This window comes from Streptomyces sp. NPDC090025 (assembly GCF_044748125.1).
In the GTDB taxonomy this organism is placed as follows: domain Bacteria; phylum Actinomycetota; class Actinomycetes; order Streptomycetales; family Streptomycetaceae; genus Streptomyces.
Window position 1 is genome coordinate 188,152 of the sequence record NZ_JBIVFL010000016.1, and the last position, 13,473, is coordinate 201,624.

A 13,473-nucleotide genomic window follows, 5' to 3' on the forward strand; every position below is an offset into this window, starting at 1 on the left:
TCATCACGGTGATGACGATGTGTCACGTACGTCATGACCGTCGCTCCTTCGTCACGCATATCTCCATTACGCGGGTTTTTGGTCACAGGCGTTCGACAGGCGCTCTCCGGCCGGGGAAGGCGGGCGTTCTCCGGGCACAGGCTCAGTGATCACCGCTGGGTGATCGCCAGTGAGGTCCGGCAGCTCCCCCGACGGCGCCCCCGCCGCCGCTGCCGGGCACGCAGGAGAGGTGCCACGCATGACGGACAGAAGGCTCTGGACGTACAAGGACATCGCCGCGCACATCAAGGTGCAGCCGGACACCGTCCGCTCCTACCGCAAGCACGGACTGCTGCCCGCCCCCGACGTCGTGGAGTCGGGGAAGCCCTACTGGTACGCGGACACCATCCGGGCCTGGGTCGCCAACCGTCCCGGCAACCGGCCCCGCCGGGACTGACCCGGTCCCGGGACCGGCCGGCCCGGTCTCAGACGCCCTGCCGGGCTTCCTCCCGAGGCGACTCGCGCCCGCCCTCCGACCGATCCTCGTGGGGCGGCGCCGCCGCGGGTGTGCCGCCGCTCTCGCTGACGCCGAAGCGGTCGTGGAAGCGCCGCAGCGGGCCGGGGGCCCACCAGGTGAGGCGGCCGGTCAGCTTCATCACGGCGGGCACCAGCAGGCTGCGGACCACCATGGCGTCCATGAGCACGGCGAGGGCCACGCCCAGGCCGAGCATCTTGGTGTTGGTGACCCGGGAGGTGCCGATGGCGACCATGACCACGGCGAGGATGACGGCGGCGGCGGTGATCAGTCCGCCGGTACGGGCGAGGCCGTGCCGGACGGCGCCCTCGTGGTCGCCGGTGGTGTCGTACTCCTCCTTGATGCGGGAGAGCAGGAACACCCCGTAGTCCATGGAGAGTCCGAAGGCGACGCAGAACATGAGCACCGGCAGGGTGGTCTCGATGTCGCCGGTGGAGGTGAAGCCGAGCAGGCCGGAGAGGTGGCCGTCCTGGAAGACCCAGACGACGGCGCCGAACATCGCGGTGAGGCTGAGCGCGTTGAGCAGCACGGCCTGGAGCGGGATGAGGACGCTGCCGGTGAGCAGGAAGACCAGGAGCAGGGTGACGAGCGCGATGATCGCGGCGGCCCAGGGCAGCCGCTCGCCGATGGCGCTCTTGGAGTCGACCAGGATGGCCGCGGCGCCGGTGACGGAGGTGTCGAAGGGCGCCCGCTCGGCGCGGAGTTCGCCGACCAGGTCCTGGGCTCCGGTGCCGAAACTCTCGCCCTCGGGGACCACGGTGTAGAAGGCGTGCCGCGCGGTTCCGGCGCCGGTGGCGGGGGTCGTGGCGGTGGCGGGTCCTTCGACCCGGGCGACGCCGTCGAGGGCGCTGATCCGGGCCCGGTAGTCGGCGTACTGGGCGGCGGTGGCCGGGCCCTCGGCGAGCACGGTGAGGGCGCCGCCGGGGCTGCCGGGGAAGTCGTCGCGGATCCGGTCCTGGACCACCCGGGACTCTGCGCTGGTGGGCAGCTGGCGGTCGTCGGCGGTGCCGAAGCGGACGCCGAGGAAGGGCAGTCCGAGCAGCACGAGGCCGGTGGCGGTGACGACCGCGAACCAGGGCGCCCGGCGCATCACGAGCCCCGCCGTGCGCGCCCAGGCCGCCCCCTCGGCCGCTCCGGGGGTCGCTCCGGCGGCGGACCCGTCGATCCCGTCCCCGGCCGCCCCTGCCGCCTTCCGGCGGCGCAGCAGCCGCCGCAGGTCCAGGGCGTTGACCCGGTCGCCGAGCAGGACCAGGGCGGCCGGGAGCAGGATCAGGGCGGCCGCGGCGGCGAGCAGCACGACGGCGATGCCCGCGTAGGCGAAGGAGCGCAGGAAGTACTGCGGGAAGACGAGCATCGCGGCGAGCGACACGGCGACGGTGAGGGCGGAGAACAGCACGGTACGGCCGGCGGTGCGCAGGGTGGCGCCGACGGCGGTGCGGGTGTCGGCGCCGGAGGCCAGCTCCTCGCGGAAGCGCCGGACCACGAACAGGGCGTAGTCGATGGCGAGTCCGAGGCCGAGGGCGGTGGTGAGGTTCTGGGCGAACACGGAGACGTCGGTGAGCTCGGTGATGCCGCGCAGGACGGCGTTGGCGCCGAGGATGGCGACGATGCCGATGCCGAGCGGGAGCAGGGCGGCGACGGCGCTGCCGAAGACCATGACGAGCAGCACCAGGGTGACGGGCAGGGCGATCAGCTCGGCCCGCAGCAGGTCCTCCTGGATGGTGGTCTGCATCTCGTGGCGGACGGCGAGCGGGCCGCCGAGGGAGACCTGGAGGGGGCCGTGGGCGCCGCGGAACTCGGGTGCGACGCGCTCCAGGATCTCGCCCGCGGACTTCTCGTCGCCCTCGACGCGGGCGGCGATGAGGCCCCGCCTGCCGTCCTCGGAGCGCAGCGCGGGAGAGCCGGTCCCCCAGTAGGAGCCGGCCGCGTCGATGCCGTCGACGGCGTCGAGCCGGGCGGCGAGGCGGCGGGCCTCGGCGGCCACCCCGGGGGCGTCGACCCCGGCCCGGCCGGTGTCGACGAGCAGCAGCAGATTGGGCTGGGAGGCGGGGAACTCGCGCTGGAGGACGTCGAGCGCGTAGGTCGACTCGGCGTCCGGGTCCTCCCAGCCGCCGCTGCCCATCCGGTCGGCGACCCCGCTGCCCGCGAACACGGCGAGGGCGGTGAGGACCAGGGCGACGAGCAGCGAGAGGCGTGGTCTGGCCGTGACGAATCGTGTCCAGCCACCCGGCGCACCCCCGGCGGGCAGCGCTTTCTTGACTTCGGACATGCCGCGGTGTCCCCTTCACCGTGACCCCGGGTCACGGACCCGCTCACGAGCCCGTGCCGGAGTCGCCCATTGCCCATAGACTGGCAAACACGAGTGATCGCTCGCGTTTCACAAGAATGCGAGCGATGTCTCGTGTTTGTCAAACGCGTTGAGAGAGCTGGGGACAGTCATGTCCGAGACCGCCGGAGCCGTGCCCGAGGAGGCCCCCGAGCCGCGCCCGCGCCGCCGCCAGGCGCGCGGCGAGCGCCGTATCGCGCAGCTGCTCCAGGCCGCCGCGCAGGTCTTCTGCGCCAACGGCTACACGGCGACCAGCACCAACGCGATCGCCCGCGAGGCCCATGTCTCCCCCGGCACGCTCTACCAGTACTTCCCCAACAAGGAGGCCATCGCGATCGAGCTGGGCGAGCGACTGCTCGCCGAGATGCGCGCGGCCCACGGCCAGGCGTTCACGCCCGCGAACCTGGCGCTGCCGCTCCCCGAGCTGCTCGACGCCGTCCTCGACCCGATGATCGAGTTCAACTGCCAGAACCCGGCGTTCCTCGCGCTGATGCACGGCTCCGAGGTCCCCGGCCGGATCGCCGAGGAGCACGACGCCCTGCACGCCTCGCTGCTCGCCAGGGTCGGCGAGCTCCTCGCCCACTACCTGCCCGACGGCACCCCGGCCGAGCACGCCCGGATCGCCGACATGACCTTCGCGATCGTGAAAGCCGGTCTCGCGCTCATCCTGGCGGCGCCCGAGGGCCCGGAGCGGGACGCGATGATCGCCGAGACGAAGACCGTGCTGCACCGCTATCTGGACCCGCTGGTGGGCGCCGCGCTCACCACGATTCCGAGCCCGTGACCTGATCGACCGGCCGCGGCCCGTCGCCCGCCCCGCCCCGCAGCTTCAGCGCGAGCAGCGGGAAGACGAGCACCGACACCATGCCCGCGCCGACCAGCGCGGCCGCCTCGCCCGCCGTCATCGCCTTGTCGTCCACGCCGATGGTGGTGATGGCGACCACCAGCGGCAGCGCCGTGGAGCCGTACAGGACGAGCCCGCCGCGGTCCTTCCGGTCGAGGTCGCGCGGCGCGAGGAACCAGATCGGGGCGCCGCGCACCACCAGGAACAGGGCCAGGAACAGCGGCAGGAGGAGCAGTGTCCGGCCGCCGGAGAGCAGCGAGTCGAGATCGAACTCGATGCCGGTGACCACGAAGAACACCGGCACCAGGAAACCGAAGCCGACCGCCTCGATCTTCTCCAGGATCTGCGGCCCGGACTCGGGCGCGGCGCCGGTGAGCACCAGCCGGGTGATCAGTCCCGCGGCGAACGCGCCGAGCAGCACGTCGAGGCCGAGCGCGGTGGCCGCGCCCAGCATCAGCGCGAGCAGCAGGAAGACGAAGCGGACGGCGAACTGCCCGCTGCTGTGCAGGGTGCGGGCGACGACCCGGGCGAACCAGGGGCGGCGCGGGCGCAGCGCCCACACCACGGCCCCGGCGGTGAGCGCCGCGAACACCGCGAGCAGCGCGGTCGACTCGGCCGGGTTGCGGCCACTGAGCAGCAGCGCCATGGCGATGATGGGCCCGAACTCGCCGACGGCGCCGAACGCCATCACCACCGACCCGAACCGGCCGTGCAGTTCACCGGAGTCGCGCAGCACCGGGAGCACCGTGCCGAGCGCGGTGCTGGTCAGCGCCACCCCGATGAAGACGCCCTTCTCGTACCCGCCGCCGAGCAGCAGTCCGGCGCCGAGACCGAGCGCGAGGGCGATCACCCAGGCCCACAGCGCCCGTTTGAGGGTGTCGCCGCGGACCTTGCCGAACTCGATCTCGTACCCCGCGAGGAAGATCAGCATGGTGAGGCCGAGCTCCGACAGGCCGTCGATGAGTTCGTCGGGCTTCGCCCAGCCCAGCACGTCCGGGCCGACGACGATGCCGAGCAGGATCTCGAAGATGACCAGGGGTACGGGGAGCCAGCGCCCGGCTCCGTAGGCGAGCAGCGGCGCCAGAACAGCGATCGTCATGATCAGGATCAGCGTGGTCCCCGAATGCGACATATCGGGTATTTACCATAAGCTCCAGTCAGCTGCCCTGTCGGTGGAGGGACTTGGAGGTCTCCTGTGTACGACCCGCACCCCCGCACCCAGCCGCCACCCCCACCCCCGGCCGCGGGCCCGGCCGCGCCGCGCCGGGTCGACGCCGTCCGCCCGGGACTGTGGAAGCGCTGCCTGTGGGGCGGTCTGGCGCTCTGGGCGCTGACCGCGATCGTCACGTACACGACCGAGAACACCACCCTGCTGCCGACCCTGATCCTGCTGGGCAGCTTCCTGGTGCCGGCGGTCTTCGTGCTGTGGGCGTACGAGCGGCACGGCCAGGACTTCGGGGTGCCCGCGGTGCTCGGCTGCTTCGTCACCGGCGGGGTGCTCGGCGTGCTCGGCGCGTCGGTGATGGAGTACTACCTGCTGCACCCGTCGCTGTGGATGTTCCTCGGCGTCGGCCTCATCGAGGAGGCGGTCAAGCTCGCCGCCCTGATGTTCGTGGTGCGGCGGCGGCCCTGGCTGCGCGGGGTGCGGGCCGGTCTGGTGCTCGGCGGCACCGTCGGCTTCGGCTTCGCGGCCTTCGAGAGCGCCGGATACGCCTTCAACGCGGCCGTCACCCTGGACGGCATCGATCTGCGCTCACTCCTGGAGACCGAGATCCTGCGCGGGGTGCTCGCCCCGTTCGGGCACGGCCTGTGGACGGCGATCACGGGCGGCGTGCTGTTCGCCTTCCGGCGCCCCGACGGGAGGTTCCGCTTCGCGGGACCGGTGATCGGCGCGTACCTCGGGGTGGCCGTGCTGCACGCGCTGTGGGACTCGATGCACGGGATCGCCCTGTGGCTGGTGCTCCAGCTGACCACCACCGACCTGGACCGCTCACTCTTCGCCGAGGGCTATCTGCCAGATCCGAGCAGCCAGCAGCAGCATCTGTTCACCCTGTTCTCGGTGGGCGGTCTGGTCCTGGTGACAGCGGTGGGGCTGCTGTGGCTGCGGTCCTTGGCACGGCCCGGCCGGGGCACACCCCAAGAAAATACCCCCTAGGGGTAGGGTGGATGGTATGACGGCGTACGGAACCGGCGAAACCGCCGGACCGACGCACCGCCCTCTGAACAGGAGACCGACATGTCCACCACCGTCGTCTACAAGGTCAGCGGAATGACCTGCGGCCACTGCGAGGGCGCGGTCACCGAGGAGATCTCCGCGATCGCCGGAGTCTCCGCGGTGAAGGCCGTCGCCGCCACCGGCGAGGTCACCGTCACCTCCGCCGCGCCGCTCGACGAGGCCGCCGTCCGCGCCGCCGTCGACGAGGCGGGCTACGAGCTGGTGGGCCCGGCCGCCTGATCCCCGGCAGCCGCCGCGCAGCACCCCGCAGGGCCGTACGGTGACCACGTACGGCCCTGTTCGCGTACGGACGTGTTCTCGCGTACGGACACCCGCATCTCCCCCTGGACCGCCCCATGACCTCCACCACCACCGAGCTGACCATCGGCGGCATGACCTGCGCCTCCTGTGCGGCCCGGGTCGAGAAGAAGCTGAACCGGATGGAGGGGGTGACCGCGACCGTCAACTACGCCACCGAGAAGGCGCGGGTCGAACACCCCGCGGACGTGCCGGTCGCCGATCTGATCGCCACCGTGGTGAAGACCGGCTACACCGCCGAGGAACCCCCGCCGCCGCACCCCGAGCCGGAGCCGGAGTCCGCGAACGGGGCCGGGGCCGCGGGCGGCGGGGGTCCGGTCGACCCCGAACTCGCCGCGCTGCGGCAGCGGCTCACCGTCTCCGCCCTGCTCTCGCTGCCCGTCGTGCTGCTCGCGATGGTCCCGGCCCTCCAGTTCGACAACTGGCAGTGGCTGTCGCTGACCCTGGCCGCGCCCGTGGTCGTCTGGGGCGGGCTGCCCTTCCACCGGGCCACCTGGACCAATCTGCGGCACGGCGCCGCCACCATGGACACCCTGGTGTCGATCGGCACCCTGGCCGCCTTCGGCTGGTCGCTGTGGGCGCTGTTCCTCGGCGACGCGGGCCTGCCCGGGATGCGCCACGACTTCGACCTCACCGTCTCCCGCGACCACGCCTCCGCCACCATCTACCTGGAGGTGGCCGCCGGGGTGATCACCTTCATCCTGCTCGGCCGCTATCTGGAGGCCCGCGCCAAGCGGAAGGCCGGGGCCGCGCTGCACGCCCTGCTGCGGCTCGGCGCCAAGGACGTGGCCGTACTGCGCGACGGCGCCGAGGTACGCGTACCGGTGGGCACCCTCGCCGTCGGCGACCGCTTCGTGGTCCGGCCCGGCGAGAAGATCGCCACCGACGGCACCGTCGTCGACGGCGCCTCCGCCGTCGACGCCTCCCTGCTCACCGGCGAGTCCGTGCCGGTCGACGTCGCCCCCGGCGACCCGGTCACCGGCGGCTGCGTCAACACCTCGGGCCGTCTCGTCGTCGAGGCCGGCCGGGTCGGCGCCGACACCCAGCTGGCCCGGATGGCGAAGCTCGTCGAGGACGCCCAGAACGGCAAGGCCGAGGTGCAGCGGCTCGCCGACAAGATCTCCGCCGTCTTCGTGCCCGTGGTGCTGCTGATCGCGCTCGGCACCCTGGTCGGCTGGCTGCTCGTCACCAGCGACACCACCGCCGCCTTCACGGCCGCCGTCGCCGTCCTGATCATCGCCTGCCCCTGCGCCCTCGGGCTCGCCACCCCGACCGCCCTCATGGTCGGCACCGGGCGCGGCGCCCAGCTCGGCATCCTGATCAAGGGCCCCGAGGTCCTTGAGTCCACCCGCCGCGTCGACACCGTCGTGCTCGACAAGACCGGCACCGTCACCACCGGCCGGATGACCCTGACCGGGGTGCATGTGTACGGGGGCGCCTACGGCGCCGCCGACCGCACCGACGAGAACGAGCTGCTGCGCCTCGCGGGCGCCCTCGAACACTCCTCCGAGCACCCGATCGCCCGGGCCGTCGCGGCCGGCGCCGCCGCACGGGTCGGCGAGCTGCCCGTACCGAAGTCCTTCGAGAACGTGCCCGGGCTCGGCGTGCGCGGCTCCGTCGACGGGCATCTGGTGCTCGTCGGGCGGGCGGCGCTGCTGGCCGCCGAGGAGATCGAGATCCCGGCGGAGGCGGCGCCCGGGGTGGTGCACGTCGCCTGGGACGGGCGGGCCCGCGGCACCCTCACCGTCGCCGACGCGGTCAAGGACACCAGCGCCGAGGCGGTGGCCCGGCTGCGCGGCCTGGGGCTGCGGCCGGTGCTGCTGACCGGCGACGGGCGGGCCGTGGCCGAGCGGGTGGCGGCCGAGGTCGGCATCGACGAGGTGATCGCCGAGGTCATGCCGCAGGACAAGGTCGACGTGGTGCGGCGGCTCCAGGCCGAGGGCCGCACGGTGGCGATGGTCGGCGACGGGGTCAACGACGCCGCCGCGCTCGCCACCGCCGACCTGGGCCTGGCCATGGGCACCGGCACCGACGCCGCCATCGAGGCGAGCGACCTCACGCTGGTACGGGGCGACCTGCGGGTCGCGGCGGACGCCATCCGGCTGTCCCGGCGCACCCTGGCGACGATCAAGGGGAATCTGGGCTGGGCCTTCGGCTACAACGTGGCCGCGCTGCCACTGGCCGCAGCCGGGCTCCTCAACCCGATGATCGCCGGGCTCGCGATGGCGTTCTCGTCGGTCTTCGTGGTGACCAACAGCCTCCGGCTGCGGACGTTCCGCTGAACCGGTCAGCGCATGATCACGTGAATTCACCTACACGTGACGCACAGGACCTTCACAAAGAGATCTAGATCACAGATATTGGGGGGTAACCATCTGGGCTGTTCGCGAGTCTAAGTGGGCGATGCCGAGAACGTCTTGGGGGACGTTCACGGGGATGTCTTGGGGGACGTCCCTTGGCAAGCGCGGCCGGGGCACGTGCACCGGGGAGCTTTGAGCGGCCCTCCCGTACGTACCCCGGCAGACCGCGCGAGCAGGCGCCCGGCCAGGATCCCGTGGGGGGAATCCGCACCGGGATATGGGAGCGCCCCGCCCGTCGACCCGTGGGGGGATCGGCGGCGGGGCGCTTTCGTCTGACCTCGCGCGGCGCGGGGCGCGCGCGTTGCCGCCCGGCGCCGTGGGCGACGGGCGGTGCGACGGCCTCGGGTCAACGGCCTGGGGTCGACGACCTCGGTCAGCGACTTCAGGTCAGCGACCTCGGGTCAGCGGGCGTCGACCGGGAGGAAGTCGCGCTCGACGACGCCGGTGTAGATCTGGCGCGGGCGGCCGATGCGGGACCCCGGCTCCTTGATCATCTCGTGCCACTGGGCGATCCAGCCGGGCAGGCGGCCGAGGGCGAAGAGGACCGTGAACATCTCGGTCGGGAAGCCCATGGCGCGGTAGATCAGACCCGTGTAGAAGTCCACGTTCGGGTAGAGGTTGCGCGAGACGAAGTAGTCGTCGGAGAGCGCGTGCTCCTCCAGCTTCAGGGCGATGTCGAGCAGCTCGTCGGACTTGCCGAGGGCCGACAGGACATCGTGCGCCGCCGCCTTGATGATCTTGGCGCGCGGGTCGAAGGACTTGTACACCCGGTGGCCGAAGCCCATCAGGCGGACGCCGTCCTCCTTGTTCTTCACCTTGTTGATGAAGGAGTCGACGTCGCCGCCGTTCTCCTTGATGCCCTCGAGCATCTCCAGGACGGACTGGTTGGCGCCGCCGTGCAGCGGGCCCCAGAGGGCGGAGATGCCGGCGGAGATCGAGGCGAACATGTTCGCCTGCGAGGAGCCGACCAGGCGGACCGTGGAGGTCGAGCAGTTCTGCTCGTGGTCCGCGTGCAGGATGAGGAGCTTGTCGAGCGCCGAGACCACGACCGGGTCGAGGTCGTACTCCTGGGCCGGGACCGAGAAGGTCATCCGCAGGAAGTTCTCGACGTACCCGAGGTCGTTGCGCGGGTAGACGAACGGGTGACCGATCGACTTCTTGTACGCGTACGCCGCGATGGTCGGCAGCTTCGCCAGCAGCCGGATCGTGGAGAGGTGACGCTGCTTCTCGTCGAACGGGTTGTGGCTGTCCTGGTAGAACGTGGACAGCGCCGAGACCACCGACGACAGCATCGCCATCGGGTGGGCGTCGCGCGGGAAGCCGCGGAAGAAGTTCTTGACGTCCTCGTGGACCAGCGTGTGCTGGGTGATCTCGTTCTGGAAGGTGGACAGCTCGTCCGCCTTCGGCAGCTCGCCGTTGATCAGCAGGTACGCCACCTCAAGGAAGGTGGACTGCTCGGCCAGCTGCTCGATGGGGTAGCCGCGGTACCGGAGGATCCCCTGCTCACCATCGAGGTAGGTGATGGCGGATTTATAGGCGGCTGTGTTGCCGTATCCGCTGTCCAGGGTGACCAGACCGGTCTGGGCTCGGAGCTTCCCGATGTCGAAGCCCTGGTCGCCGACGGTGCTCTCGACCACCGGGTAGGTGTATTCACCGTCCGCGTACCGCAGTACTACAGAGTTGTCGCTCACGTCATCCCTCACCGACGTAGTGCCTCTTCTTCGAGGTGCCCTGACTGTCTCTACCATCCCCCATTTGGCTCAGGAGAGTGCACTCGGGGTCGACCATTGGGCCAAACGGCGGCACTCAGTGCCGCCAACCTGCTCATCCTGCCCCCTTCGCCCCGGTTCCGGAAGTCCTCCGTGATCTTTCACACGAGAGTGCCCCCTGTGAGCCGATGGGCGAGTGCGGTAAAGCGCCGACCGGCCGAAACCGTACGCACCGCTTGGGCGATCGCCTTGCGCGAACCCACCAGGACCACCAGTTTCCGGGCCCGCGTCACCGCCGTGTACAGCAGATTCCGCTGGAGCATCATCCAGGCACTGGTCGTCACCGGAATCACCACCGCCGGATACTCGCTGCCCTGCGAACGGTGGATCGTCACCGCGTACGCGTGGGCCAGCTCGTCCAGCTCGTCGAAGTCGTACGCCACCTCCTCGTCCTCGTCCGTGCGCACCATCAGGCGCTGCTCGACCGGGTCCAGGGCGGTGACCACACCCACCGTGCCGTTGAAGACCCCGCTCGCGCCCTTCTCGTAGTTGTTGCGGATCTGGGTGACCTTGTCGCCGACCCGGAACACCCGGCCGCCGAAGCGCTTCTCCGGCAGATCCGGACGGGCCGGGGTGATCGCCTGCTGCAGCAGCCCGTTCAGCGAACCCGCCCCCGCCGGACCCCGGTGCATCGGGGCCAACACCTGGACGTCCCGGCGCGGATCAAGGCCGAACTTGGCCGGAATACGACGGGCCGCGACCTCCACCGTGACCCGGGCCGCGTCCTCCGTCTCCTCCTCCGCGAACAGGAAGAAGTCCGGCAGACCGGTGGTGAGCGGCGGCGCGCCCGCGTTGATCCGGTGCGCGTTCGTCACCACCCCCGACTGCTGCGCCTGCCGGAAGATCCGGGTCAGCCGGACCGCCGGAACCGGGCTGTCCGGGGCCAGCAGATCACCCAGGACCTCCCCCGCGCCCACCGACGGCAACTGGTCCACATCCCCCACGAGCAGCAGATGCGCCCCCGGCGCCACCGCCTTCACCAGCTTGTTCGCAAGCAGCAGGTCCAGCATCGACGCCTCGTCGACCACCACCAGATCCGCGTCCAGCGGCCGGTCCCGGTCGTACGCCGCGTCACCGCCCGGCTTCAGTTCGAGCAGCCGGTGCACGGTCGACGCCTCCGCCCCGGTCAGCTCCGCGAGCCGCTTCGCCGCCCGGCCCGTCGGCGCCGCCAGCAGCACCTTCGCCCGCTTCGCCCGGGCCAGCTCCACGATCGACCGCACCGTGAACGACTTCCCGCAGCCCGGGCCGCCCGTCAGGACCGCGACCTTACGGGTCAGGGCGAGGCGGACCGCCTCCTCCTGCTCCGGCGCGAGGGAAGCCCCGGTCCGCTCCGCCAGCCACGCCAGCGCCTTGTCCCAGGCCACGTCGCGGAAGGCGGGCAGCCGGTCCTCCGGCGCCGTGAGCAGGCGGCGCAGCTGGGCGGCGAGCGACAGCTCCGCCCGGTGGAACGGGATCAGGAACACCCCCGTCACCGGCAGCCCCTCCGGGCCCGGCACCCTCTCCCGTACGACCCCCTCCGGATCCTCCGCGAGCTCCCCCAGACAGTCGATGACCAGCCCGGTGTCGACCTGGAGCAGCTTCACCGCGTCCGAGATCAGCCGCTCCTCCGGCAGGAAACAGTGCCCCTGGTCGGTGGACTGCGACAGCGCGAACCGCAGCCCCGCGCGGACCCGGTCCGGACTGTCGTGCGGGATGCCCACCGCCTGGGCGATCCGGTCGGCGGTCAGGAATCCGATGCCCCACACGTCGGTCGCCAGCCGGTACGGCTGGTTGCGCACCACGGAGATCGAGGCATCGCCGTACTTCTTGTAGATCCGCACCGCGATGGAGGTACTGACCCCGACCCCTTGGAGGAAGACCATGACCTCCTTGATCGCCTTCTGCTCCTCCCAGGCCGCACCGATCAGGCTGGTCCGCTTCGGGCCCAGCCCCGGCACCTCGATCAGCCGCTGCGGCTCCTTCTCGATCACATCGAGGGTGTCGGTGCCGAAGTGATCCACGATGCGCTCGGCGATGCGCGGGCCGATGCCCTTGATCAGACCCGAGCCGAGATAACGGCGGATGCCCTGGATCGTGGCCGGCAGCACGGTCGTGTAGTTGTCCACGGTGAACTGCCGCCCGTACTGCGGGTGCGAGCCCCAGCGGCCCTCCATCCGCAGCGACTCCCCCGGCTGGGCGCCGAGCAGCGCCCCGACGACGGTCAGCAGCTCGCCGGAACCACGGCCGGTGTCGACGCGGGCGACCGTGTACCCGCTCTCCTCGCTGGCGAAGGTGATCCGCTCCAGGACCCCCTCGACCACAGTTCCTTGGGACATGAACCGAAGGTAGCGAAGGTGTCGGACAGCGTGGTGAGGGTGTGGATAACCACCTGTGGACAAGGGAGTGGGGGGAGGTCGGGGGGGGAGGTTGGGGGGTGAGGTGGGGTTGCTCCTCGGGTGCCGTTCTCCGCATGCCGATAATGCGGACGAATCGTAGCGTTTCAGTCATGAGTGATTCCTTCGAGGACGACGTCATGCGGGAGCTCGGCGACGACCAGCTCCAGGAGATCGCCGGCCTGCTCGGCACCGACACCGGCGGAGCCCAGCAGATGGTGGGCGACTCGCTCACCGAGCTCTCCGGCGAACTGCGCTCGGCGGCGGCCGAGCCACTGAGCGCGGATGAGGTGCGGGCGGCGGTGGCGGAGGTGTCGTCGGCCGAGCCGCCGTTGCAGGGGGTGGCGACGCTGGGGGGACTGGTGGGGGGTGGGTTGATGGCGGGGGTGCTGGGGAAGCTGGCGCGGCCGGCGGCGAATGCGGTGGCGAGGAAGACGGGGTTGCCGCCGGCGACGGTGAATCGGGCGGTGGAGATTTTGGTGCCGGTGGTGTTGGCGGTGATCACTAAGCGGGCGGCGGGGAAGAAGGGTGGCGGGCTGGGGGACATCTTGGGGGGCGGGAAGAAGTAGCGGGTGCCGGGTGCCGAGTGCGGGTTGTGGGGTGCGGTCCGGTGTCCGGTGTCTGGTGCGGGGGGGGGGGGGGGGGGGGGGGGGGGGGGGGGGGGGGGGGGGGGGGGGGGGGGGGGGGGGGGGGGGGGGGGGCGGCCGGGGCGCGGCCCCGGCCCGGACCCCCCCCCCCCCCCCCCACACCACCCC

10 protein-coding genes are annotated in these 13,473 nt (G+C 71.6%); 6 read left to right on the plus strand and 4 right to left on the minus strand.

The features are described 5' to 3' along the window. Positions 1-238: 238 nt before the first annotated feature. A complete protein-coding gene (locus tag ACIPXM_RS29970) occupies positions 239-436 on the plus strand; it encodes a helix-turn-helix transcriptional regulator (RefSeq protein ID WP_401661862.1) in 198 nt (65 codons plus the stop codon). 28 nt (positions 437-464) lie between these two features. Here the strand turns inward: ACIPXM_RS29970 and ACIPXM_RS29975 are convergent, their stop codons facing one another. Then, positions 465-2,783, minus strand: a complete 2,319-nt coding sequence (locus ACIPXM_RS29975; RefSeq protein WP_401661865.1) for an MMPL family transporter — start codon at positions 2,781-2,783, stop codon at positions 465-467. 169 nt (positions 2,784-2,952) lie between these two features. On the opposite strand from ACIPXM_RS29975, the gene ACIPXM_RS29980 reads away from it, so the two are divergent. Further along, positions 2,953-3,624 carry a TetR/AcrR family transcriptional regulator gene (locus ACIPXM_RS29980; protein ID WP_401661868.1) on the plus strand — a complete coding sequence of 224 codons (672 nt, stop codon included), beginning with the start codon at positions 2,953-2,955 and terminating at the stop codon, positions 3,622-3,624. On the opposite strand, the gene ACIPXM_RS29985 is transcribed toward ACIPXM_RS29980, so the two are convergent. Then, positions 3,602-4,816 carry a cation:proton antiporter gene (locus ACIPXM_RS29985; protein WP_401661871.1) on the minus strand — a complete coding sequence of 405 codons (1,215 nt, stop codon included), beginning with the start codon at positions 4,814-4,816 and terminating at the stop codon, positions 3,602-3,604. The two genes, ACIPXM_RS29980 and ACIPXM_RS29985, sit on opposite strands and share 23 nt — an antisense overlap. Before the next feature lie 63 nt (positions 4,817-4,879). Between ACIPXM_RS29985 and ACIPXM_RS29990 the strand changes: the two genes are divergently transcribed. The 3 genes from ACIPXM_RS29990 (at position 4,880) to ACIPXM_RS30000 (ending at position 8,499) form a co-directional block, all read left to right on the plus strand. Further along, on the plus strand, positions 4,880-5,839 hold the full coding sequence (locus ACIPXM_RS29990) for a PrsW family intramembrane metalloprotease (protein ID WP_401661874.1): 960 nt from the start codon (positions 4,880-4,882) through the stop codon (positions 5,837-5,839). Positions 5,840-5,920: 81 nt separating this feature from the next. Next, complete coding sequence (locus ACIPXM_RS29995) at positions 5,921-6,139, plus strand: heavy-metal-associated domain-containing protein (protein ID WP_401661876.1); 219 nt, start codon at positions 5,921-5,923, stop codon at positions 6,137-6,139. A 116-nt stretch (positions 6,140-6,255) separates the two neighbouring features. Beyond that, the gene (locus ACIPXM_RS30000) at positions 6,256-8,499 is read left to right on the plus strand and encodes a heavy metal translocating P-type ATPase (protein ID WP_401661879.1); all 2,244 of its coding nucleotides are present in this window, start codon (positions 6,256-6,258) and stop codon (positions 8,497-8,499) included. Positions 8,500-8,978: 479 nt separating this feature from the next. On the opposite strand, the gene ACIPXM_RS30005 is transcribed toward ACIPXM_RS30000, so the two are convergent. Beyond that, positions 8,979-10,268 carry a citrate synthase gene (locus tag ACIPXM_RS30005; protein ID WP_401661881.1) on the minus strand — a complete coding sequence of 430 codons (1,290 nt, stop codon included), beginning with the start codon at positions 10,266-10,268 and terminating at the stop codon, positions 8,979-8,981. 179 nt (positions 10,269-10,447) lie between these two features. Then, entirely contained in the window at positions 10,448-12,661 is a 2,214-nt protein-coding gene (locus ACIPXM_RS30010) for an ATP-dependent RecD-like DNA helicase (protein WP_401661884.1), read from the minus strand. 170 nt (positions 12,662-12,831) lie between these two features. Between ACIPXM_RS30010 and ACIPXM_RS30015 the strand changes: the two genes are divergently transcribed. After that, on the plus strand, positions 12,832-13,287 hold the full coding sequence (locus ACIPXM_RS30015) for a DUF937 domain-containing protein (protein WP_401661887.1): 456 nt from the start codon (positions 12,832-12,834) through the stop codon (positions 13,285-13,287). Positions 13,288-13,473 lie beyond the last annotated feature (186 nt).